This is a genomic window from Nocardioides palaemonis (genome assembly GCF_018275325.1).
GTDB classification, from domain to species: Bacteria; Actinomycetota; Actinomycetes; order Propionibacteriales; family Nocardioidaceae; genus Nocardioides; species Nocardioides palaemonis.
Window position 1 is genome coordinate 715,321 of sequence record NZ_JAGVQR010000001.1, and the last position, 20,364, is coordinate 735,684.

The following is a 20,364-nucleotide window of genomic DNA, read 5'->3' on the forward strand; positions in this document are numbered from 1 at the left end:
GTTTTGTCTCCAGGAGGCTCCTCGTGTCCCGTTTGATCTCCAGCGCCGTCCCCCGCTCCGCCATGGTCACGATGGAGGCCTCGCGCCGCTCCGTCCTCCGCGGCATGGCGCTCTCCGGTCTCGCCGTCGGCGGGGCCAGCCTGCTCGCCGCCTGCGGCGGTGGCGACTCGGGCCCGGCCACCGGCTCGGGCGCCACGGTGAAGTTCGGCATCAACGAGGCGGAGGGGTCCGGCGCGGCGTACGACCGGCTCAAGGCGATCGCCGACGCCTACGCCAAGGAGAGCGGCACCAAGGTCGACCTCAACGCCGTCGACCACAACACGTTCCAGGAGAGCATCAACACCTACCTCCAGGGCACGCCCGACGACGTGTTCACCTGGTTCGCCGGCTTCCGCATGTCGCAGTTCGCCGACAACGGCCTGATCACCGACCTGAGCGACCAGTGGCCCATCGACGGCCTCGGCGACTCCTTCAAGCAGGCGGCGACCGCCTCGGACGGCAAGCAGTACTTCGTGCCGATCAGCTACTACCCGTGGGCGGTCTTCTACCGGAAGTCGGTCTGGGAGAAGAACGGCTGGACCCCGCCGGAGACCAACGACGACTTCATGGCGCTCATGGACGAGATGCAGGGCAAGGGCGTCACCCCGTTCGCCTTCGGCGACAAGGACGGGTGGCCCGCGATGGGCACCTTCGACATCCTCAACATGCGGCTCAACGGCTTCGACTTCCACATGAGCCTGATGGCCGGCGACGAGGCGTGGGACGGTGACGAGGTCAAGCTCGTGTTCGACACCTGGCGCAAGCTGCTCCCCTACCACCAGGCCGACCCGCTGGGCCGCACCTGGCAGGAGGCGGCGACGTCGATGGGCAAGGGCGAGTGCGGCATGTACCTCCTCGGCACCTTCGTCGTCGACGCGCTCGGCGAGAACGGCGAGGACCTCGACTTCTTCACCTTCCCCCAGCTCGACTCCTCGATCGCCGCCGACTCCCTCGACGCCCCGATCGACGGCTTCTGCGTGGCCGCGGCGGGCAAGAACCAGGAGGCCGGCAAGGCGATGGCCAAGTGGCTCGGCAGCGCCGCCGCCGCGGACGCGGGCAACAACGGCGCCGACGCGCCGTTCATCGCCGCCAACGACGGCGCCAGCACGTCCACCTACAGCGACCTGCAGAAGAAGTCGGCCGAGGTCGTCGGCGCGGCGGCCAACATCGCGCAGTTCATGGACCGCGACACCAACGCCGACTTCGCCAACACCGTGATGATCCCGTCGATCCAGGACTTCCTGAAGAACCCCGACGACATCGACGGGGTGACGGCCAGCATCCAGGAGCAGGCCGCCTCGATCTTCGGCTGACCGACATGTCCCACACTGACGAGGCGCCGCAGCAGGCAGCTGCTGCGGCGCCCGCGCAGGCACCGCCCCAGGGCCGGGAGAAGAAGCTGCCGGCACGCGACCGGCTCACCGTGATCCTCATGGTGACGATCCCGCTGCTGCTCGTGCTGCTGCTGGTCTGGCTGCCGGCGCTGCTGTCGGTGGTGCTGTCCTTCGGCAAGTGGAACGGCTTCGGCGGCGTCGACACCATCGAGTGGGTCGGCTTCCAGAACTACGAGGACATCGCCACGATCTACCCGCCGTTCTGGCCGGCGATCCAGCACAACCTGATCTGGCTGGGGTTCCTCTTCCTGTTCCCCACGCTGCTCGGCATCCTGCTGGCGGTGATCCTCGACCGCGAGATGCGGGGCAGCCGGATCTACCAGACCGCGTTCTACATGCCGGTCGTGCTGTCGCTCGCGCTGATCGGCTTCATCTGGCAGCTGTTCTACTCGCGTGACCAAGGCCTGATCAACGACGTCTTCGGCACCCAGGTCGACTGGTACGGCGACCCGGACATCAACCTGTGGGCGGTCCTCGTCGCCACCGCCTGGCGGCACACCGGCTACATCATGCTGATCTACCTGGCCGGCCTGAAGGGCGTGGACGCGTCCCTGCGCGAGGCGGCGGCCGTCGACGGCGCCAGCGAGGTGAAGACGTTCTTCAACGTGATCTTCCCGGTGATGCGCCCGATCAACATGATCGTGGTCGTCATCGTCGTGATCGAGTCGCTGCGGGCCTTCGACCTGGTGTGGGTGGTCAACAAGGGCCGCAACGGCCTCGAGCTGATCGGCGCGCTGGTCGCCCAGAACGTGGTCGGTGAGGCCACCCGCTACGGCTTCGGCTCGGCGCTCGCGGTCATCATGATGCTGATCTCCTCGGTCTTCATCACCATCTACCTGCGCAACGTCTTCCGTGAGGAGCGTCGAGGATGAGCAGCCACGACCCCGTCCTGGTGGCGACCACGCCGCCCGACGACCAGGTGCGCGACGCCCGCACGCCCCCCAAGCGCGTGGAGGGCGGGGTGATGAGCAAGCCGCGCGGCGTCGTGGTGACCGTGATCGTCGCCCTGCTCGCGCTGGCCTGGCTGTTCCCGCTGCTGTGGGCGCTGGTCAACTCGTTCCGCGAGTACGACTACACGCAGGCCAACGGCTACCTCTCCTTCGGCGGGTGGACCTTCGCCAACTACGAGGACGCCTGGTCGCGCGGCAACTTCGGCCTGCACATGAAGAACTCGCTCCTCATCACGGTGCCCGCGGTCCTGCTGACGCTCTGGCTGTCGTCGATGGTGGCGTTCGTGCTGGCGCGCTTCAGCTATCGCTTCAACCTGACGCTGCTCGGCGTCTTCCTCGCCGCGAACCTGCTGCCCCCGCAGGCGCTGCTGATCCCGGTCTTCCGCATGTTCCGCGAGGTCCCGCTGCCCTACTTCATGAGCGACTCGGGCTCGATGCTCAACAGCTTCTGGGCGCTGATCCTCGTCAACACGGCGTTCCAGCTCGGCTTCTGCACCTTCGTGCTCAGCAACTACATGAAGACGCTGCCGCACGAGATCTACGAGTCGGCCGAGCTCGACGGCGCCAGCGTGTGGCGCCAGTACTGGCAGCTCACCATGCCGCTCGTACGTCCGGCCCTGGCCGCGCTCGCGACCTTGCAGGTGACCTGGATCTACAACGAGTTCTTCTGGGCGACGGTGCTCATCCAGCAGGGCGACAAGCTGCCGGTCACCTCGGCGCTCAACAACCTGCGCGGCCAGTTCTTCACCGACACCAACCTGGTCGCGGCGGGCTCGATCATCGTCGCGCTGCCGGTGCTGGTCGTGTTCTTCGCCCTGCAGAAGCAGTTCGTCTCCGGGCTCACCCTCGGGTCGACGAAGGGCTGACCCAGGCGCCCGACCGCATCACCCGCACCACCTCGAGGCCGGCGTCGAGCACCACCAGGTCTGCTCGGCGGCCGGCCTCGAGCGCGCCGACGTCGTCGAGCCCCCACACGCGGGCGGGTGCGGCGCTCGCGGCGTGGACGGCGTCCACGAGCGGGACCCCGGCCCCGTGCACCGCGAAGCGCACGGCGGCGTCCATGGTGAGCGTCGAGCCGGCGATCGCGCCCTGGCCGTCGTCGGAGGCGAGGCGGGCGACGCCCTCGCGCACCTCGACGTCCATGGTGCCGAGGCGGTAGTCGCCGTCCGGTGCGCCCGCGGCCGCCATCGCGTCGGTGACGAGCAGGCACCGCCCGGGCTTGGCCGCGAACACGGTGGCGAGGACGGCCGGGTGCAGGTGCACCCCGTCGGCGATCAGCTCGACGTCGGCGTCGGAGGCGAGCAGGGCGCCGACCGCGCCCGGCTCGCGGTGGTGCATCGGGCGCATCGCGTTGAACAGGTGGGTGCCGAGCCGCGCGCCGGCGTCGATCGCCGCCCGCGCCTGGTCGTGGGTCGCGTCGGTGTGCCCCACGGCGGCGACGACGCCGCGCTCGACCAGAAGGCGTACGGCGTCCAGCCCACCGGTGAGCTCCGGCGCGAGGGTGACCATCCGCACCGTGCCCTCGCCGGCGTCGAGCAGCGCCTCGACGTACGAGCGCTCCGGCAGTGCGAGGGCGCCGGGGGAGTGGGCGCCCGACCGCGTCGGGCTCAGCCACGGCCCCTCGAGGTGGAGGCCCGCGAGCAGGCCGTCGTGGACGCACTGGGCGAGCTCGCCCACGGTGTGCTCCATCACCTCGCGGGTGTCGGTGACCAGGCTGGCCGCGATCGACGTGGTGCCGTGGGCGAGGTGGGCGGCCGCGGCGGTGCGCGCCGCCTCCGGCGTGCCCGTCTCGAACGCGGCGCCGCCCCCGCCGTGGACGTGGACGTCGACGAAGCCGGGGCACACGGTGACGTCGCCCAGCGCGAGGTCGGGGCTCCGTGGCGGGTCCCCCTCGCCGACCTCGAGGACGCGGTCGCCGTCGAGGAGCAGCCACCCCGGCGCGAGGACCCGCGCCGGGGTGACGACCTGTGCGGCGGTGAGGAGGGTGGTCACGCGCTGGTGTCCGCCTCGACGAGCGAGTCCTCGTCCTCGTCCTCGCGACCCGGGGTCTTGAGGTTCCACTTCCGGATCACGGCACGGAAGAGCACGTAGTAGAGCGCTCCGTAGGCCAGGCCGATCGGGATGAGGAGGATCGGCTTGGTCGCGATGTTGAAGTTGAGCACGTAGTCGAACAGGCCGGCCGAGAAGCCGAAGCCGTCCTTGATGCCGAGCGCGTTGACCAGCGCCAGCGAGGTGCCGGTGAGGAGCGCGTGGATGACGTAGAGCGGCCACGCGACGAACATGAACGCGAACTCCAGCGGCTCGGTGACGCCGGTGAGGAAGGCGGTCAGCGCGGCCGACAGCATGATGCCGCCGACGGCCTTCTTGTGCTGCGGCTTGGCCTCGTGCCAGATGGCGAGGGCGGCGGCCGGCAGCGCGAACATCATGATCGGGAAGAAGCCGGTCATGAACGCGCCGGCGGTCGGGTCGGCGTGCAGGAAGCGGGCGATGTCGCCGGTCCACACCGCGCCGCTCGGGTCCTCGTAGGAGCCGATGAGGAACCACGGGCCGGAGTTGAGGATGTGGTGCAGCCCGAGCGGGATCAGCAGCCGGTTGAGCGTGCCGTAGACGAAGCCCCCGGTGACGTCGTTGCTGGTGACCCAGTCACCCAGCGACGTGAGGCCGGCGTCGAAGCCCTTGTAGAGGAAGCTGGTCGCGACGGCGATGAGCATCATCGTGATGGCGGTGATGATCGGGACGAACCGGCGCCCGCCGAAGAAGGCGAGGTAGGGCGGCAGCGAGATCCGGTGGTAGCGCTGCCAGAGCCAGGCGGCCACGAGGCCCGAGACGATGCCGCCGAGGACGCCGTAGTTGACCAGCTGCTGCTCGGCGTCGCCCTCCGGGAGGCCGAGGACGGTCGGCGACATCGCCTCGCCGACGCCCTTGAAGACGAGGTAGCCGACGACGGCCGCGAGCGCGGTCGAGCCGTCGGCCTTCTTCGCCATGCCGATGGCCACGCCGAGCGCGAAGAGGAGCGGCAGGTTGTCGAAGATCGCCCCGCCGGCGGCGCCGATGACAGCGGCCACGTCGTTCCAGCCGAGGCCGTCGGCGCCGAGCAGGTCGGGCTGGCCCAGGCGCAGCAGCAGCGCGGCGACGGGGAGGGCGGCGATCGGGAGCATGAGGCTGCGCCCGAACTTCTGGATCGGCGCCAGGTTGAACCGACGCCTCTCGGTGACGGTGCCGCCCGAGGCGGCGTCCTGGGTGGTCATGGTGGATCCCTTCAGGTGGTGGCGGTCGGCTCGGTCGGGCCGAGGGTCATGTGCAGCTGGTAGCGGTCGCCGCGGTAGCGGGAGACGACGTGCTCGATCGGACGTCCGTCGGCGCTCGAGACGCGGCGGAAGACGAGGAGCGGCGTGTGGACCGGCGCCTCGAGGCGGCGGGCGGTGGTGCCCTCCGCGGACTCGCCCCACAGCGTCTGCTCGGCGGCGTCGATGACCAGGTCGTAGCGCTCGGCGAAGACCGTGTAGAGCGAGCCGGAGAGGTCCTCGGTGTCGAGGTCGGGCAGCAGGGAGCGGGGGTACCACCCCTGCTCGATCGCCATCGGCTGCTCGTCGGCGAGGCGGATCCGGTCGATGCGCCACGCCGTGCCGCTCGCGCCGAGCCGGAGCGTGCGCGCGACGTCGGCGGGCGGACGCTCCTCGTCGACGCGCAGCAGCCGCGTGGCGGGCGTGAGGCCACGCCGGCGCATGTCCTGCGAGAACGACGCGAGGTGGAGCCGGCTCTCCACCCGGGGCCGGGCGACGAAGGTGCCCTTGCCCTGGATCCGCTGCAGCAGGCCGCCGGCCACGAGGCTGTCGATCGCCTTGCGGACCGTCGCACGCGACACGTCGTAGGTCGTCATCAGCTCGCGCTCGGACGGGATGGCGACGCCGGGACCGAGGTCGCGCAGCGCGAGCTCGGCCAGCACGTCGCTCAGCTGCGCGTGCTTCGGCCGGGGGCCGTCGTCGATCCTGCGGGTCATCGGGGCCTCTCGACGGGAGCGGTTCTTATTGGTACGGTCTGGTACGTACCAGTTGGAGCATGGCCGCCGCCACCGCGGCTTGTCAAGGACCTGCAGGACAGAGGACACGCCCATGAGCACCACCGAGACCACCCGGACCAGGATGGCGGCGGAGGTCGCCGAGCAGCCCGAGGCCGCCCGCCGCACGCTCGACCACCTGCTGCCGCAGCGCGAGGCGCTCCGCGACCTCGCTCGCGACCGTCGCCGCGTGCTCCTGGTCGCCCGCGGCTCGAGCGACAACGCCGCGATCTACGGGCGCTACCTCCTCGAGGTGGCCGCGGGGGTCCCGGCGGCCCTGGCCGCACCCAGCGTCGCCACCCACTACGGCGCGCGCCTCGACCTCTCCGACACCCTCGTCGTGTCGGTCTCCCAGTCGGGCTCGACCACCGAGATCGTCGACACGCAGCAGTGGGCCCGCGACTGCGGTGCCGCCACCGTGGCGGTCTCCAACGTCGAGGGCTCGCCGCTCCTCGGGGCCGCCGACCTGGCGCTCGCCACCCGGGCCGGGCCGGAGGTCGCCGTGCCGGCCACCAAGACCTACCTCACCCAGCTGCTCGCCCTCGGCGTCGTCGCGGCCGCCCTCGGCCCGCAGGACCGCGCCGAGCAGTCGGAGGCGGACCTGCGGCGGGTGCCCGATGCCGTCGCCGGCCTGCTGGACGGCGACGTGAGTGCCGCCGCGGACGCCCTCGCCGGCGCGCGCCAGGTCGTCGTGTCCGGACGCGGGCTGCTCCTCGGCACCGCGCTCGAGACGGCGCTCAAGATGGAGGAGACGTGCCTGCGGCCGGTCCGCGGCTACTCCTACGCCGACCTGCGCCACGGTCCGATCTCGGTGGTCGGCGACGGCGTCCTCGCCGTCCTCGTCGCGGCCGCGAGCGGGCCGCTCGCGGGCGCGATGGCCGAGCTCGCCGACGACCTCCACGAGCGCGGTGCGCGCGTGCTCGGCATCGGCGGCACGCCCGACTTCGCCGGGCGCTGCGACGTCCACCTCGCCGGGCCGGACCTCCCCGAGACCGTCGAGCCGGTCGCGAGCATCGTGCCGGCCCAGCTCATGATCGAGCGCCTCGCGCGCACACTGGGGCTGGACCCCGACAACCCCCGCGGACTGGCCAAGGTCACCCGGACCGACCGCTGACGCGGACCCCCGTACTCCACCACCGATCGAGAGGAACCCCTGATGAGCACGAAGGCAGAGCAGATCCTGGCCGGCCTCGGCGGCGCCGACAACGTCGTCGAGATCGAGGCCTGCATCACCCGGCTCCGCACCGAGGTCAAGGACGGCTCGCTCGTCGACCAGGCCGCCCTCAAGGCCGCCGGCGCGCACGGCGTGATGGCCAGCGGCACCGTCGTCCAGGTGGTCGTCGGCCCCGAGGCCGACAACCTGGCCGACGACATCGAGGACCTGATGTGACCTCCCCCGACAGGACCGTCCTCGCTCCCTGCCCGGGTCGGGTCGTCGCGATGGCCGACGTGCCGGATCCCGTCTTCGCCGAGGAGATGGTGGGCCCGGGCGTCGCCATCGAGCCCTCGGGCGGTCGGACCACCGTCGTGTCCCCGATCGCCGGGAAGGTGCTCAAGGTGCTGCCGCACGCCTTCGTCGTGCTCGGCGACGGCGTGGGCGTGCTGGTCCACCTCGGCATCAACACGGTCCGCCTCGAGGGCGAGGGCTTCGAGGTCCTCGCCAGCCAGGGCGCGGAGGTGGCGGCCGGCGACCCGATGATCACGTGGGACCCCTCGGCCCTCCCGCCGAGCGCCGGCGACCAGGACGTCTCGCCGGTCGTGCCGGTCGTGCTGATGGACGGCGTGAAGGGGTCGGTGACCACCGACGCGCTCGGCAGCGCCGTGGCCGCGGGCGACCCGCTGTTCGCGCTCCCGTGACGGCCGCCCCGCAGCCGGTCTCCGGGTTCCTGCTCGACCTCGACGGGACGCTCGTCGACTCCGAGCCGCTGCACCGCGCCGGCTACGAGTCGTACTTCGCGCACCGCGGCTGGGACGTGCCCGACCTGTCGGTCTTCACCGGCCGGCGCGCCGAGGACGTCTTCGCGACCGAGCCCGGCCCGTGGGCCGGCCTCGACCCGGCGGAGGTGCTGGCGGGCGTGCTCGCCCACGTGCCCGACGAGGCCGCCCGGCCGGTGCCCGGCGCTCGCGACCTGGTCGTCGCGGCGCGCGCCGGCGGGGTGCCGGTCGCGATCGTCACCTCGGCGCGTCCGGCGTGGGTGCGCCGCTCGCTCGTCGAGTCGCTCGACCTCCCCGCCGACGGCGTCGACCTCGTGGTGACCGCCGAGGACGTGGCCGACGGCAAGCCGCACCCGGCCGGGTTCGCGCTCGCCTGCGAGCGCCTCGGGATCGACCCGGCCGCCGCGGTCGCGGCTGAGGACTCGCCGGCCGGCGTGCACGCCGCGACCGGTGCAGGCGTACGTCGCGTGCACGGCATCGCGACCACCCACCCCGAGGCGGTGCTGGTCGGCGCCGGCGCCACCGCCGTCCACGACGACCTGCGCCCCCTGCTGGGGCTGCTGCCGCGCTGACGCCGCTCTCGGCTCCTGCCCCTGGGGGCCCGCCTACGCCGGTATCTGGGGACGTTCTGGTAAGCGGATCGGCGCTTTCGCCCACCATTTCGTCCCCAGATACCTGGGGTGGGGACACGGGTGGACCGCGGGCTGAGCCGGAGTCAGTCGACCGCGCCCTCGCCGACCGTACGGGCGTGGGGGCGGCCCGGGTCGCCGAGGGCGGGCGTCTCCTCGCCGGCGCGGAGCGCCTCGAGCTGGGCGCAGACGGCGGTGCCGTAGAAGAACGAGATCGAGGACAGCAGCGCCCACAGCAGGAGGGCGACCACGCCGGCCAGCGGCCCGTAGACGTCGCCGAACGACCCGCTGAGCCGGACGTAGAGCGCCAGGCCGACGGTCGCGAGGCCGATGAGCGCGACCGAGATCGCCGCGCCGAGCGCGAGCCACGACAGCGCCGGCTGGCGCCGGCGCGGCGAGTGGTCGAGGAGCACCGCGATCGTCAGCACGAGCAGGGCGACGCCGACCGGCCAGCGGACCACGTCCCACCACAGCACGGCGCGGTCGGACCAGCCGTAGCTCTCCGCCATCGCGTCGCCGAGCGCGCCGCCGCCGACGATCATCACGAAGCCCACCCCGACCGGCACGGCGAGCAGGGCGGTCAGCACCGCGGCCCGGCCGTACTTGTGGAGCGCGGGGCGGTCGCGGCGGATGCCGTAGATCCGGTTGGCGCCCCGCTCGACCTGCGCCATGGCCGTGGTCATCGACACGAGCGCGAAGCCCAGGCCGAGCACGAGCGCCACCTCGCCGGCCTCCTCGGACGTCTCGTCGGACTCCGCCACCGCCGAGGCCAGGGCGTCCGCCTTCCCCGCCCCGGGGGAGAGCGAGTCGACGACCTGGGCGACCACCGTCGCCGGCCGCTCCTCGTCGAGGTCGGAGGCGAGCCCGGTCAGCGCCAGCAGGAACGGCACCACCGCGAGGCAGGCCTGCAGCGCGAGCGCGCGCGAGTTGGTGAACCCGTCGCCGTAGCGGAACCGCACGAACGACTCGACGACGATCCGGCGCAGCCCGTGGTGGCGGGCGAGGTGCCAGGCGTCCAGCGCGTCGAGCTCGTCGCCGTCCATCTCCGTGGTGACGGGCACGGTGCGCGCGGTGGTCATGGGCGCACCCTAGGGCGCGGCGCTCGGTCGGTCGCTACCGGAAGGCCCGGCTGATGCCGCTGCCGAGCTGGGACAGCTGGAACCACAGGGCCGTGTGGAGGATCGGACGGGCTGCGAGGCGCAGTGCGCGTGCGCGCAGACCGTCGGGCGCGACCCGCTCCCAGGTCAGGGAGAGGGACAGGTCCGTGCCTCCCGTCGACGGGGCCAGCGCGACCCGGATGGTGCGGGCGTTGGACCGCGGGGAGTCGGGGTAGGTGATCCGCCAGGCGACGTGGACCCGTGGGTCCAGCTCGTGCAGCTCGACGACCTGCCGACGAAGCTCGGGCTGCACCTCGACGGGCGTCCCGTCGGGCTGCACCGTCGGCGTACGTCCCTCCCACGCGTCACCCGGTGCGGGATCCGATGCGTCCACGGCGTCCACCCGAGCCAGGCTCGCGTCCCACTCGGGCAGGCGCGCCGGGTCCGACACCAACAGCCACACCTCGTCGATCGACGCGGGAACGAAGACCTGCGACTGCCGGGTCATCGCGCCGGGGCGCGGCTCGGTGGTCGCCGGTGACTCGGGAGCGGCCGCCGCGGGTGGGGCGTCCAACCGGGCGAGCAGCGTGTCCGGCTCGACGTCGAGCCGTCGGAGGAGGGCGACGACGAGGCCGCTGGGCTCGGCCACGAGGGCGCGCAGCACCGCCGTCGCGTCGCCCTGCTGGTCGCCGCTCGCTGCCTGCTTGAGGACGTCGACGCAGCGGTCCGTCCAGGTGTAGCTGCCCGTCTCGTGGAAGACGATGCGCCCGGGGCCGGGCATCGCGACGGTCAGGCCCAGGCTCTCCAGCTGCTCCGCGTGCTGGGCGCCGACCGCGTCCCTCGCCGCGTCGAGGGTGACCCCGAGGTCGCGCAGCACCCGGCCGGCGGGCTGCTCGGAGACGGTGAGGGCGAGGAGGAGGTGGTCGATGTCGGCCTCGCGCTGGCCGAGGCGCGAGGCCTCCTCCATCGCTGCTGTCGACAGGGCGTGGGACGTCGCTGCCGTGCGGGTGAACCTGCTCATCTGCTCCTCCTCGGGACCGCGATCGTCGGATCGATCTTCCGGGCGTACTTCTTGTGGACGGCCTGGCGCGTGACGCCGAGGGCGTCGGCGACCTCCTGCCAGGACATGCCGTCCCGCAGGCCGGCCTCGACCTGCGCGAGCTCGAGCCGCTCGGTGAGCGTCCGCAACGACGACACGGCTCGCAGGCCGGCCCGCGGGTCGCGGGTGTCGGCGGCGACCCGGGCGACGTCGTTCGACTCCATGGCTGTCAACCTAGGTTGCTCGGCTTCTGGTTGTCAACCTACGTTGCTAGAGCCGCTCACTACGGCTAGGTCTCGCGGTAGTCCAGTGACGAACGGCTCCCGAACCCCGGTAGTCCAGTGGCGAACTGCTGTCCTGAGGCCGCATACGCAGCCGTTCGCCACTGGACTACCCCGGCCTCGGCGACCCGGCCCCGGACTACCGGGCGGCGGCCTCGAGCGCGGCCACGGCAGCGGAGGCGTCCGGCAGGGCCGCGACCTCGGAGGCGACCGCGCGGCAGCGGTCGCGGACGGACCCGTCGCCCAGCAGGGTCCGGGCCCGGTCCGCGACCTCCTCCGGGGTGACGGTCGCTGCATCCAGGCGCTCGGCGAGCCCCAGCTCGAGGGCCCGCGCCGCGTTGTGCGGCTGGTCGGCACCGAGAGGCACGAGCAGCGAGGGCAGACCGTGGGCGAGCGCGGCGAGCAGGCTCCCCGACCCGCCGTGGGAGACCACCAGGTCGACGGTGGGCAGGACCTCGGCCTGCGGCACGAACCGCTCCACCCGGACGTGCGGTGCGCGCGGCCCGAGCGCGGCGGGGTCGACGCCGCGGCCGACGGTCGCGACCACGTCGACGTCGAGGTCGGCGAGCCCGTCGAGGAGGCGCTCGAACAGGTCGCCCGAGCCGGCGTTGAAGATCGTGCCGAGCGTGACGTAGACGCCCGGGCGACCGTGCGGGACCCGCGCGGGCGGCCTGTCGGCGCGGTAGTGCAGCGGGTCCAGCGCCAGCGGGGCGGACGGGCTGCGGAACGAGGGCGGCGCGGCCGACAGGACCAGCCCGGACGACAGCCGCGTCAGGTGCGGGTCGGGCGCGAGGCCGTGCTCGGCGCGCACGACGTCGAGGACGGGCGCGACCAGCTCGGGCCGCAGCAGCATCCCCGACGCCAGCACGAGGTGCGTCGCGACCGGGACGCCGACGACCTCGGCGGCGATCGTGGTGCCGAGGTCGGTCTCGTCGCGCAGCACGAGGTCGGGACGGAAGTCGCGCAGCACGCCGGGCATCGCGCCCGCCATCCGGCGGGCGCCCCGGTCGCCGAAGTTGGCGGCGAACTCGACCTCGGTGGCGTGCGCGTCCATCACCTCCAGGGCCGTCCGCTCCTGGTCGACGCCCGCGTGGTGGCGCGGCTCGCTGGTGGCGTACGCCGCGAAGCCGTGCTCCTCGATCCGCTCGACCAGGCCGCCGGACCCCGCGAACGCCACGTCGTGCCCGGCTGCGCGCGCGGCGCGCGCGACGGGCAGGAGGGGCGTGAGGTGCCCGAGGCCGCCGACGAAGCTGACGAGGAGGCGCATGGACGCACCACCCTAGGCCGCGGGGCCTTCCCGGTGTCGGCGGTCGGCGCCACACTGGCCCCATGCAGGCTCGGGATCGTGTGGCGTCGATGGTCGACCCGGTGGCGCAGGAGGCCCGCCGGTTCTACGACGGCGGCACGCTGCCGGTCGACGGGCGTCCCGGCGAGCCGCCCGACCCCGGTGCGGACCCGAGGATCGTGCTCGAGCGGCACGCCGAGGAGGGCGTGGAGACCTTCGCGCTGGAGCGCCGCCTCGCCTACCGTGACCGGCTGCTGGGCGAGCTGGTGGTCCCCGACGACCCGGACTTCCGCACCGACCTCACCTCGGTGCCCGCGCTGTTCACCTGGCTGGTGCCCAAGACCGGTGCCCACCTCCCGGCGGCGCTGCTCCACGACGCGCTCGTCGCGGGGCCCGACGGTCCGTCGTCCTACGTCTCCACCGAGGGGCGCGTCGTCGACCGGGTGAGCGCCGACCGGGTCTTCCGCGACGCGATGGCCGACACCGGCACGGGCGTGGTGCGCCGGTGGATCGTGTGGACGGCGGTGACGGTCGCGACCGTCTTCGTCGGCCGCGAGGTGCCGTGGTCGCGGTCCCGGCAGTGGTCCTACCGGTTCGCGGCGGCGACGACCATCGTCGCGATCCTCTACCTCGGCTACAGCGCCACGAGCGACCTGGTCGATCGGTCCTGGGTCGGCGCCGTCGACCTGCCGTGGATGGGCGAGCGCGCGTGGTGGGTCGAGGTCGCCGGCGGCCTCAGCGGGGCGATCGTGGTGCCGCTCGCGCTGAGCCTGCTGTGGGGGCGGCTGCGGATGGCCGGGGCGATCGCCGGGGTGATGCTCGCGGTGCTGCTCCACGTCACCGTCGGGCTGGCCGTGATCGCCGCAACCTACGTCGCCGTCGAGCGGCTGGCGCGCCGCGCTCCGCTCGCGGCGCTGGTCCTCGCCGGGCTGGTGGTCGCGGCGGCGTTCGCGACGTTCGCCGTCGTCAGCCTCGGCTGAGCCCGACCTCCGCCAGCCAGCGCGCGGCGAAGGTGCCCGCCGGCAGGTCGCGGGTCACCAGCGAGACGCCGGTGTGGAGCGCGAACGCCACCAGGCCGAGCGCAGCGGCCGTGACGAGCATGCCGTTGACGTTGCGCGGGAAGCGGCTCGGGACGCTGCGGACGCGGTGCCAGCCGCCGACCAGGCCGGAGGTGACCACCGCGGAGACGATGCTCGCGACGGCCGCGCCGATGACGGTGCCGAGCAGGCCCATCCGGCCGATCAGGACGGCCGACGTCGCGGCGGCGGTGGCGCCGGCGACGAGCTGGGGGAGGCTGAGGTCGAGGAGGGGCGGGCGGTCGTTCTCGGGAGCTTCAGGCATCTCGCGTCGGGGGTCGGGGACGGGGGGCTTCCCCTGTACGACGACCCGCGCCGCGCGATGGTTTCCGGTCGTGAGCAGCCTCACGCCGGGGGCATCTGAGGACGTCCTGCAGCTCCGGAGGGCGTCGAAGCCTGCACCACGTCCTCAGATGCCCGGCGGGACCGGGTCAGCGCAGGCTGTAGGTCGCCAGCGAGACGCCGACGTAGTGCGCGGCGAAGGCCAGCACGGTGAAGGAGTGGAAGACCTCGTGGAAGCCGAACCACCGCGGCGACGGGTTGGGGCGCTTGAGGCCGTAGACCACGCCACCGAGCGTGTAGAGGATCCCGCCCGCGGCGACCAGCACGAGGGTGGCGATGGCGATGCCGGAGCTGAACTTGTCGGCGCCGTCGACGAACTGCGGGATGAAGAACACCGCCGCCCAGCCGAGCGCGATGTACATCGGGGTGTAGAGCCAGCGTGGGGCGTCGGTCCAGAACACGCGGAACACGACGCCGGCGATCGCGGCGCCCCACACCACGCTGAGCAGCGTGGTGCGCGCGGTGCCGTGCAGGAACAGCAGGGCGTAGGGCGTGTAGGTGCCGGCGATCAGCACGAAGATGTTGGCGTGGTCGAAGCGCCGCAGGAACGCCCACGTGCGCGGCGACCAGGTGCCGCGGTGGTAGATCGCGGAGACCGTGAAGACCAGCAGCGCGGACAGCGCGAACGCCGCCGAGCCCACCCGGGTCGAGGCGGTGGGGGACAGCGCGACCAGCACGATGCCGGCGGCGAGGGCGAGCGGCGCGGTGCCGGCGTGCAGCCAGCCGCGCAGCTTGGGCTTCACCTCGGCCATCTTGTCGGCCATCACCTCGCCGGCGCGCTCGACCCTGTCGGCCACCAGCTCGGAGGCACGCTCGACGCGGTCGCGGGGGGTCACGAGTCGGTCTCCATGGAGGAGAAAATACCGGCTCGGCGGTGACGCGCGCAGCCGGTCGCGCGGAGTGCTCGCTCACACGGCGTTACGATCGGTCGGTGGGCAAGGCAAAGGACGCGGTGCGACGGGTGCTCTACCCGGCCTACGAGTCCCGCATGGTGCGCAGCCTGTCCAGCGACCAGATCCCCCAGCACGTGGGCGTGATGCTCGACGGCAACCGCCGCTGGGCAAAGGCCGTCGGGCTCAACACGGCCGAGGGCTACCAGGCCGGCGCCGACAACATCCGGCCGCTCCTCGGCTGGTGCGAGGAGGTCGGGGTCGGGGTCGTCACGCTGTGGCTGCTCTCCAGCGACAACCTCACCAACCGGCCCCCCGAGCAGCTCACCGGCCTGCTCGCGATCATCGAGGGCGCCGTCGAGTCGCTCGCCGAGGCCGGCCGCTGGCGGATCCACCCGGTCGGCGCGCTCGACCTGCTGCCCACCGAGACCGCCGCGCGGCTCAAGGCGGCCGAGGAGGCGACCCGCGACATCGACGGGATCCTGGTCAACGTGGCCGTCGGCTACGGCGGACGCCGCGAGATCGCCGACGCGGTCCGCGCGCTGCTCGCCGACCACGCCACCCGCGGCACCTCGCTGGAGGAGCTCGCCGAGGTGATCGACGTCGAGCACATCGCCGAGCACCTCTACACCAAGGGCCAGCCCGACCCCGACCTGGTGATCCGCACCTCCGGCGAGCAGCGCCTCGGCGGCTTCCTGCTGTGGCAGTCGGCGAACTCGGAGTTCTACTTCTGCGAGGCGCTGTGGCCCGACTTCCGCCGCGTCGACTTCCTGCGCGCGATCCGGGCGTACGCCGCGCGCGAGCGCCGCTTCGGCGGCTGACGCAGTCGTCCACGAGACGTCACCGCGCCGTCACCTCGCGTTCGGGCGTGTCGCCCCGGATCGGGCTCCCGGCGGGCGTACGTTCCCGACATCGGCAGGTGGGGAAGCCTGCCGAACCGGGAGGCAGTCCGTGGGCACTCAGGTGGAGGCTCTCCGGTCCGTTGAATGACATCGGACCGGGGCGGGGAGTGCGCGCGCCGGTCCGCTGAGGGGACAGTCGTGGCCAGCAACTCAGCATCGCCCAGCACTGCCGCAGCTCCCGCCGGTGACCGGCTCACCTACGTCCTGGACACGAGCGTCCTGCTCGCCGACCCGGGCGCCATCAAGCGCTTCGCCGAGCACGAGGTCGTGCTGCCGGTCGTGGTGATCACCGAGCTGGAGGGCAAGCGCCACCACCCGGAGCTGGGCTTCTTCGCCCGCTCGGCGCTCCGCGCGCTCGACGAGCTGCGGATCCTGCACGGCCGGCTCGACGAGCCGGTGCCGGTCGGCACCGACGGGGGCAGCCTGCGCGTCGAGCTCAACCACACCGATCCCTCGACGCTGCCGTCGGGCTTCCGCCTCGGCGACAACGACACCCGGATCCTCGCGGTCGCGCGCAACCTCGCCGACGAGGGGCACCGGGTCACGCTGGTCTCCAAGGACCTGCCGCTGCGGATCAAGGCCTCGGCGGTCGGCCTCGACGCCCAGGAGTACCGCGCCGAGGCGATCAGCGACTCCGACACCGGCTACACCGGGATGGCCGAGCTGGAGGTGCCGGCCGCCGACCTCGACGAGCTCTACGAGGACGGCGTCATCGACCTCGCCGAGGCGCGGGACCTGCCCTGCCACAACGGCCTGGTGCTGATCTCCGAGCGCGGCACCGCGCTCGGGCGGGTGGGCGCCGACAAGCGGGTCCACCTCGTCCGCGGCGACCGCGACGCCTTCGGCATCCACGGACGCTCGGCCGAGCAGCGGGTGGCGCTGGAGATGCTGCTCGACCCCGAGGTCGGCATCGTGTCGCTCGGCGGCCGCGCCGGCACCGGCAAGTCGGCGATGGCGCTCTGCGCCGGCCTGGAGGCGGTGATGGAGCGTCGTCAGCACAAGAAGGTCGTGGTCTTCCGGCCCCTCTTCGCCGTCGGCGGCCAGGAGCTCGGCTACCTCCCCGGCTCGGAGAACGAGAAGATGTCGCCGTGGGGCCAGGCGGTGTTCGACACCCTCGGCGCGCTGACCTCGACCGACGTGATCGACGAGATCATGGACCGCGGGATGCTCGAGGTGCTGCCGCTGACCCACATCCGCGGCCGCTCGCTCCACGACGCCTTCGTCATCGTCGACGAGGCCCAGTCGCTGGAGCGCAACGTGCTGCTCACCGTGCTCTCGCGCATCGGCGCCAACTCCAAGGTGGTCCTGACCCACGACGTCGCCCAGCGCGACAACCTGCGGGTCGGGCGGCACGACGGCATCGTCGCGGTGGTGGAGAAGCTCAAGGGCCACCCGCTCTTCGCCCACGTCACCCTCACCCGCTCCGAGCGCTCGCCGATCGCGGCGCTGGTGACCGAGATGCTGGAGAACGTCACGCTCTGACACCCGGCTCGCTCGTGTGACCCGCGTCCCGGCGTGGCGGTGTGGGGCCGCCGCGTCGGGACGTACGGGACGGGTGCGTCCCCTGTGACGGCTGGGACAGATGAGGCGGGACGAGTTCGACCGTTCGGTTTGCACGCCTCCGACGCCTCATGCATGGTGGCTCGTGACCGTTCCGTGATCTTGGTCCGTGGGCACCACCCACGAGCACGTCGGTCGGCGAACCCCCGCGCCGAACGTCCCTGTCCTCTACCCCCGAGAGAACTGTGCCGAAGCCTGACAAGTACGTCCCCACGCACCGCGCCCCCGGCAAGCACAAGGCTGCTCGCCCGCACCGCAAGGCCCTGCGCACCGGTGTGGCCCTGACCGGCCTCGCTGCTGCTGCCACGGGCCTCACCGTCTCCGGTGGGCTGCTGTCCGACGACCCCTCGCTGAGCCCGGCCGCGGCCGACGTGAGCAGCCAGTCGTCCACGTCCGGGTCGTCGTCCGAGGCGTCCGAGTCGTCCGACGCGCCCACGATGAGCGCTGCCGAGCTCGAGCAGCGCCAGCAGGAGCAGACCGTGTCGCGCTCCGCGACGCGCCGCGCGCGCTCGGGCTCGGAGAAGGCCGCCGCCCTCTCGGTGTCGTCGGGCACCGCGGTCACGAAGTCCGAGAAGCTCTCCGAGGGCGACCCGCGCGACATCGCGCGTGCGCTGCTGCCGGCCTACGGCTTCTCCTCCGACCAGTTCTCCTGCCTCGACTCCCTCTACATGAGCGAGTCCGGCTGGCGCATCGACGCCGACAACCCGACGTCGTCGGCCTACGGCATCCCGCAGGCGCTGACCGAGCTGCACGACATGCCGGCCGGCTACATGACCTCCGCCGAGGTGCAGATCCGCTGGGGCCTGGAGTACATCCAGGACACCTACGGCACCCCCTGCAGCGCGTGGAGCTTCAAGCAGGGCAACGGCTGGTACTGACCGGCCCGGTACGGCGACTCGTCAGGCGGCCAGCGCGACGACGAGGCCGCCGAGCATGAAGGCGCTGATCGCCGCGACCAGCGTGGGTGTGGCGAGGTCGGGGACGTAGCGACGGGCGCCGACCGGCTCGGCGCCGTGGTACTCGTGGGTGAGTGCGTGGCCCTTGCCGCGGGCCAGCAGCCACCGGTTGACCGGCCACGCCGCGAGGAAGGCGACCACCAGCGACAGCGCCATCGACAGCCAGAACAGCGCGTCGACCAGCCCCGCCTCCATCGCCCCGGGAACCACGGCGACCACGAGGTTGTCGACGACCTCCATGGTCAGGATGGAGAGGGTGTCGGCGGCCAGCACCACGGAGAACGCCGCGCCGACGGCCAGCCCCGCACGCAGGAGCGGGAGCGTCGAGAACGTGTAGCCGAACACGAACGCCAGCCCGAACGACAGCGCGATCGTGGCCACGTTGCCGAGCGCGAGAGCGCTGCCGAGGACGAGGCCGACGACCTCCCCGGTCGCACAGCCGGTCAGGCAGTGGAGGGTGGCGGCGACGGCCATCGCGTTGGTGGCGCCGTGCTCGTGGTGCCCCGCGTGCTCCATGCTCATCGGCCCGTCATCGAGTCCACGTCGAGGGCGGCGTCGAGCTGCTCCTCGGTGAGGTCGCCGCGCTCGACGTGGCCGAGCGCGATGACGGTCTCGCGGATCGTGGCGCCGTCGGCCAGGGCCTTCTTGGCCACCGTGGCGGCCGCCTCGTAGCCGATGTGCTGGTTGAGCGGCGTGACGACCGACGGCGACGACTCGGCATAGCGCCGCATCCGCTCCGCGTCGGCGGTGATGCCGTCCACGCAGCGCTCGGCGAGCAGCACGGTCGACGTCGACAGCACGTGGATCGACTCCAGCAGCGCGTGGGCCATCACCGGCATCTGCACGTTGAGCTCGAAGGAGCCGGACGCCCCGGCCCACGCGATGGTGGCGTCGTTGCCGACGACCCGCGCACAGACCATCAGCGTCGCCTCCGGCAGCACCGGGTTGACCTTGCCGGGCATGATGCTCGACCCCGGCTGCAGGTCGGGCAGGTGGATCTCGGCCAACCCGGTCGTGGGGCCCGACGACATCCAGCGCAGGTCGTTGCAGGTCTTGGTGAGCCCGACCGCGATCGTCCGCAGCACCCCCGACAGCTCGACCAGCGAGTCGCGCGTGCCCTGCGCCTCGAAGTGGTTGCGCGCCTCGGTGAACGGCTGGCCCGTGCGCTCGGCCAGCGCGGCGATCGCCCGCTCGGCGAACGAGGCGGGCGTGTTGATGCCGGTGCCGACGGCCGTCCCGCCGAGCGGCAGCTCGCGCACGCGTGGGAGCACCGCCTCGAGCCGCTCGACGCCGAGCCGGAGCGACGCTGCGTAGGCACCCATCTCCTGCCCGAGCGTCACCGGAGTCGCGTCCATGAGGTGCGTACGACCGGCCTTCACCGTGGTCGCGAACTCGTCGGCCTTGCGCTCGAACGACGTCGCGAGCCGCTCCAGCGCGGGGACCAGGTCGTCGACCACCGCGAGGGTCGCCGCGACGTGGATGCTGGTCGGGAAGGTGTCGTTGCTGCTCTGCGAGGCGTTGACGTGGTCGTTGGGGTGGACCTCCACGCCCGCGCGCGCGGCGAGGGAGGCGAGCACCTCGTTGGCGTTCATGTTGGAGCTGGTGCCGGAACCGGTCTGGAACACGTCGAGCGGGAAGTGGTCGTCGTGCTCGCCGGCGACGACGGCGTCGGCCGCGGCGACGATCGCCTGCGCCTGCTCGGCGGTGAGCACCTCGAGCGCCTCGTTTGCGGTCGCGGCTGCGGCCTTGACGTGCCCGAGCGCCTCGACGTGGCGACGCTGCAGCCTCAGCCCGCTGATCGGGAAGTTCTCCACCGCGCGCTGGGTCTGAGCGCGCCAGAGGGCGTCGCGAGGCACCTCGACCTCGCCCATCGAGTCGTGCTCGGTGCGTGTCTCGGTCACGGTCACGACCGTACCCCCGGCACGATGGGGC

At 72.6% G+C, this 20,364-nt stretch carries 22 protein-coding genes; 11 read left to right on the forward strand and 11 right to left on the reverse strand.

Going from position 1 to position 20,364, the window contains the following annotated elements; genetic code table 11:
* The first annotated feature begins 23 nt into the window (after window positions 1-23).
* From KDN32_RS03370 to KDN32_RS03380, 3 genes are read left to right on the forward strand one after another with little or no spacing between them, the layout of a single operon-like run.
* Window positions 24-1,352, forward strand: a complete 1,329-nt coding sequence (locus tag KDN32_RS03370) for an ABC transporter substrate-binding protein (RefSeq protein ID WP_211730696.1) — start codon at window positions 24-26, stop codon at window positions 1,350-1,352.
* Between the two features lie 5 nt (window positions 1,353-1,357).
* On the forward strand, window positions 1,358-2,305 hold the full coding sequence (locus KDN32_RS03375) for a carbohydrate ABC transporter permease (protein WP_211730697.1): 948 nt from the start codon (window positions 1,358-1,360) through the stop codon (window positions 2,303-2,305).
* Window positions 2,302-3,249, forward strand: coding sequence for a carbohydrate ABC transporter permease (locus KDN32_RS03380; protein ID WP_211730698.1), 948 nt, complete (start codon window positions 2,302-2,304; stop codon window positions 3,247-3,249). Before KDN32_RS03375 ends, KDN32_RS03380 begins: the two co-directional genes overlap by 4 nt.
* On the opposite strand, the gene nagA is transcribed toward KDN32_RS03380, so the two are convergent.
* The 3 genes from nagA to KDN32_RS03395 are packed head-to-tail and all read right to left on the reverse strand — an operon-like array spanning window position 3,224 to window position 6,383.
* A complete protein-coding gene (nagA, locus tag KDN32_RS03385) occupies window positions 3,224-4,375 on the reverse strand; it encodes an N-acetylglucosamine-6-phosphate deacetylase (protein ID WP_211730699.1) in 1,152 nt (383 codons plus the stop codon). The genes KDN32_RS03380 and nagA overlap by 26 nt on opposite strands.
* Entirely contained in the window at window positions 4,372-5,631 is a 1,260-nt protein-coding gene (locus KDN32_RS03390) for a PTS transporter subunit EIIC (protein ID WP_211730700.1), read from the reverse strand. The genes nagA and KDN32_RS03390 overlap by 4 nt, the downstream gene beginning before the upstream one ends.
* Before the next feature lie 11 nt (window positions 5,632-5,642).
* Window positions 5,643-6,383 (reverse strand): GntR family transcriptional regulator, encoded by a 741-nt coding sequence (locus KDN32_RS03395; RefSeq protein WP_211730701.1) that lies wholly within the window; start codon window positions 6,381-6,383, stop codon window positions 5,643-5,645.
* Window positions 6,384-6,495: 112 nt separating this feature from the next.
* Here KDN32_RS03395 and KDN32_RS03400 point away from each other — a divergent pair, with 112 nt between their 5' ends.
* The 4 genes from KDN32_RS03400 to KDN32_RS03415 are packed head-to-tail and all read left to right on the forward strand — an operon-like array spanning window position 6,496 to window position 8,947.
* Window positions 6,496-7,554: an SIS domain-containing protein gene (locus tag KDN32_RS03400; RefSeq protein ID WP_249216341.1), complete on the forward strand. Its 1,059-nt coding sequence runs from the start codon at window positions 6,496-6,498 to the stop codon at window positions 7,552-7,554.
* 42 nt (window positions 7,555-7,596) lie between these two features.
* Window positions 7,597-7,830 carry a PTS sugar transporter subunit IIB gene (locus KDN32_RS03405; RefSeq protein WP_211730702.1) on the forward strand — a complete coding sequence of 78 codons (234 nt, stop codon included), beginning with the start codon at window positions 7,597-7,599 and terminating at the stop codon, window positions 7,828-7,830.
* Window positions 7,827-8,297 carry a PTS sugar transporter subunit IIA gene (locus tag KDN32_RS03410; protein WP_307853676.1) on the forward strand — a complete coding sequence of 157 codons (471 nt, stop codon included), beginning with the start codon at window positions 7,827-7,829 and terminating at the stop codon, window positions 8,295-8,297. The genes KDN32_RS03405 and KDN32_RS03410 overlap by 4 nt, the downstream gene beginning before the upstream one ends.
* Complete coding sequence (locus KDN32_RS03415; protein WP_211730703.1) at window positions 8,294-8,947, forward strand: HAD family hydrolase; 654 nt, start codon at window positions 8,294-8,296, stop codon at window positions 8,945-8,947. Before KDN32_RS03410 ends, KDN32_RS03415 begins: the two co-directional genes overlap by 4 nt.
* Before the next feature lie 143 nt (window positions 8,948-9,090).
* On the opposite strand, the gene KDN32_RS03420 is transcribed toward KDN32_RS03415, so the two are convergent.
* The 4 genes from KDN32_RS03420 to KDN32_RS03435 all read right to left on the reverse strand — a co-directional run bounded on the left by KDN32_RS03420 (window position 9,091) and on the right by KDN32_RS03435 (window position 12,688).
* Window positions 9,091-10,083 carry a YihY/virulence factor BrkB family protein gene (locus KDN32_RS03420; RefSeq protein WP_211730704.1) on the reverse strand — a complete coding sequence of 331 codons (993 nt, stop codon included), beginning with the start codon at window positions 10,081-10,083 and terminating at the stop codon, window positions 9,091-9,093.
* Between the two features lie 34 nt (window positions 10,084-10,117).
* Entirely contained in the window at window positions 10,118-11,122 is a 1,005-nt protein-coding gene (locus tag KDN32_RS03425; protein WP_211730705.1) for an SRPBCC family protein, read from the reverse strand.
* Window positions 11,119-11,364 (reverse strand): helix-turn-helix domain-containing protein, encoded by a 246-nt coding sequence (locus KDN32_RS03430; RefSeq protein WP_211730706.1) that lies wholly within the window; start codon window positions 11,362-11,364, stop codon window positions 11,119-11,121. Before KDN32_RS03430 ends, KDN32_RS03425 begins: the two co-directional genes overlap by 4 nt.
* Before the next feature lie 196 nt (window positions 11,365-11,560).
* A complete protein-coding gene (locus tag KDN32_RS03435; protein WP_211730707.1) occupies window positions 11,561-12,688 on the reverse strand; it encodes a glycosyltransferase in 1,128 nt (375 codons plus the stop codon).
* A gap of 62 nt (window positions 12,689-12,750) precedes the next feature.
* Between KDN32_RS03435 and KDN32_RS03440 the strand changes: the two genes are divergently transcribed.
* Window positions 12,751-13,686 carry a DUF1353 domain-containing protein gene (locus KDN32_RS03440; protein WP_211730708.1) on the forward strand — a complete coding sequence of 312 codons (936 nt, stop codon included), beginning with the start codon at window positions 12,751-12,753 and terminating at the stop codon, window positions 13,684-13,686.
* Here KDN32_RS03440 and KDN32_RS03445 read toward each other — a convergent pair.
* On the reverse strand, window positions 13,673-14,047 hold the full coding sequence (locus KDN32_RS03445) for a hypothetical protein (protein ID WP_211730709.1): 375 nt from the start codon (window positions 14,045-14,047) through the stop codon (window positions 13,673-13,675). The two genes, KDN32_RS03440 and KDN32_RS03445, sit on opposite strands and share 14 nt — an antisense overlap.
* A gap of 166 nt (window positions 14,048-14,213) precedes the next feature.
* Window positions 14,214-14,960: a PAQR family membrane homeostasis protein TrhA gene (gene trhA / locus KDN32_RS03450; RefSeq protein WP_307853679.1), complete on the reverse strand. Its 747-nt coding sequence runs from the start codon at window positions 14,958-14,960 to the stop codon at window positions 14,214-14,216.
* 152 nt (window positions 14,961-15,112) lie between these two features.
* Here trhA and KDN32_RS03455 point away from each other — a divergent pair, with 152 nt between their 5' ends.
* The 3 genes from KDN32_RS03455 to KDN32_RS03465 all read left to right on the forward strand — a co-directional run bounded on the left by KDN32_RS03455 (window position 15,113) and on the right by KDN32_RS03465 (window position 18,354).
* Entirely contained in the window at window positions 15,113-15,835 is a 723-nt protein-coding gene (locus KDN32_RS03455; protein ID WP_249216586.1) for an isoprenyl transferase, read from the forward strand.
* A 219-nt stretch (window positions 15,836-16,054) separates the two neighbouring features.
* Window positions 16,055-17,398 (forward strand): RNA 5'-3' helicase PhoH2, encoded by a 1,344-nt coding sequence (gene phoH2 / locus KDN32_RS03460; RefSeq protein ID WP_211730711.1) that lies wholly within the window; start codon window positions 16,055-16,057, stop codon window positions 17,396-17,398.
* Between the two features lie 263 nt (window positions 17,399-17,661).
* Window positions 17,662-18,354, forward strand: coding sequence for an aggregation-promoting factor C-terminal-like domain-containing protein (locus tag KDN32_RS03465; RefSeq protein WP_211730712.1), 693 nt, complete (start codon window positions 17,662-17,664; stop codon window positions 18,352-18,354).
* A gap of 21 nt (window positions 18,355-18,375) precedes the next feature.
* Here KDN32_RS03465 and KDN32_RS03470 read toward each other — a convergent pair whose 3' ends face one another.
* Entirely contained in the window at window positions 18,376-18,954 is a 579-nt protein-coding gene (locus KDN32_RS03470; protein WP_249216343.1) for a DUF4396 domain-containing protein, read from the reverse strand.
* Window positions 18,951-20,339, reverse strand: a complete 1,389-nt coding sequence (locus tag KDN32_RS03475; RefSeq protein WP_211730713.1) for a class II fumarate hydratase — start codon at window positions 20,337-20,339, stop codon at window positions 18,951-18,953. Before KDN32_RS03475 ends, KDN32_RS03470 begins: the two co-directional genes overlap by 4 nt.
* Window positions 20,340-20,364: the final 25 nt, after the last annotated feature.

Bases quoted from the DNA above. Each gene is read 5' to 3' on its own strand.
- KDN32_RS03445 (WP_211730709.1), bottom strand. From the start codon at position 14,047: ATGCCTGAAGCTCCCGAGAACGACCGCCCGCCCCTCCTCGACCTCAGC.
- KDN32_RS03435 (WP_211730707.1), bottom strand. From the start codon at position 12,688: ATGCGCCTCCTCGTCAGCTTCGTCGGCGGCCTCGGGCACCTCACGCCC.
- KDN32_RS03390 (WP_211730700.1), bottom strand. From the start codon at position 5,631: ATGACCACCCAGGACGCCGCCTCGGGCGGCACCGTCACCGAGAGGCGT.
- KDN32_RS03380 (WP_211730698.1), top strand. From the start codon at position 2,302: ATGAGCAGCCACGACCCCGTCCTGGTGGCGACCACGCCGCCCGACGAC.
- KDN32_RS03425 (WP_211730705.1), bottom strand. From the start codon at position 11,122: ATGAGCAGGTTCACCCGCACGGCAGCGACGTCCCACGCCCTGTCGACA.
- KDN32_RS03405 (WP_211730702.1), top strand. From the start codon at position 7,597: ATGAGCACGAAGGCAGAGCAGATCCTGGCCGGCCTCGGCGGCGCCGAC.
- KDN32_RS03430 (WP_211730706.1), bottom strand. From the start codon at position 11,364: ATGGAGTCGAACGACGTCGCCCGGGTCGCCGCCGACACCCGCGACCCG.
- KDN32_RS03470 (WP_249216343.1), bottom strand. From the start codon at position 18,954: ATGAGCATGGAGCACGCGGGGCACCACGAGCACGGCGCCACCAACGCG.
- KDN32_RS03420 (WP_211730704.1), bottom strand. From the start codon at position 10,083: ATGACCACCGCGCGCACCGTGCCCGTCACCACGGAGATGGACGGCGAC.
- KDN32_RS03400 (WP_249216341.1), top strand. From the start codon at position 6,496: ATGAGCACCACCGAGACCACCCGGACCAGGATGGCGGCGGAGGTCGCC.
- KDN32_RS03395 (WP_211730701.1), bottom strand. From the start codon at position 6,383: ATGACCCGCAGGATCGACGACGGCCCCCGGCCGAAGCACGCGCAGCTG.
- KDN32_RS03375 (WP_211730697.1), top strand. From the start codon at position 1,358: ATGTCCCACACTGACGAGGCGCCGCAGCAGGCAGCTGCTGCGGCGCCC.
- KDN32_RS03440 (WP_211730708.1), top strand. From the start codon at position 12,751: ATGCAGGCTCGGGATCGTGTGGCGTCGATGGTCGACCCGGTGGCGCAG.
- KDN32_RS03455 (WP_249216586.1), top strand. From the start codon at position 15,113: ATGGTGCGCAGCCTGTCCAGCGACCAGATCCCCCAGCACGTGGGCGTG.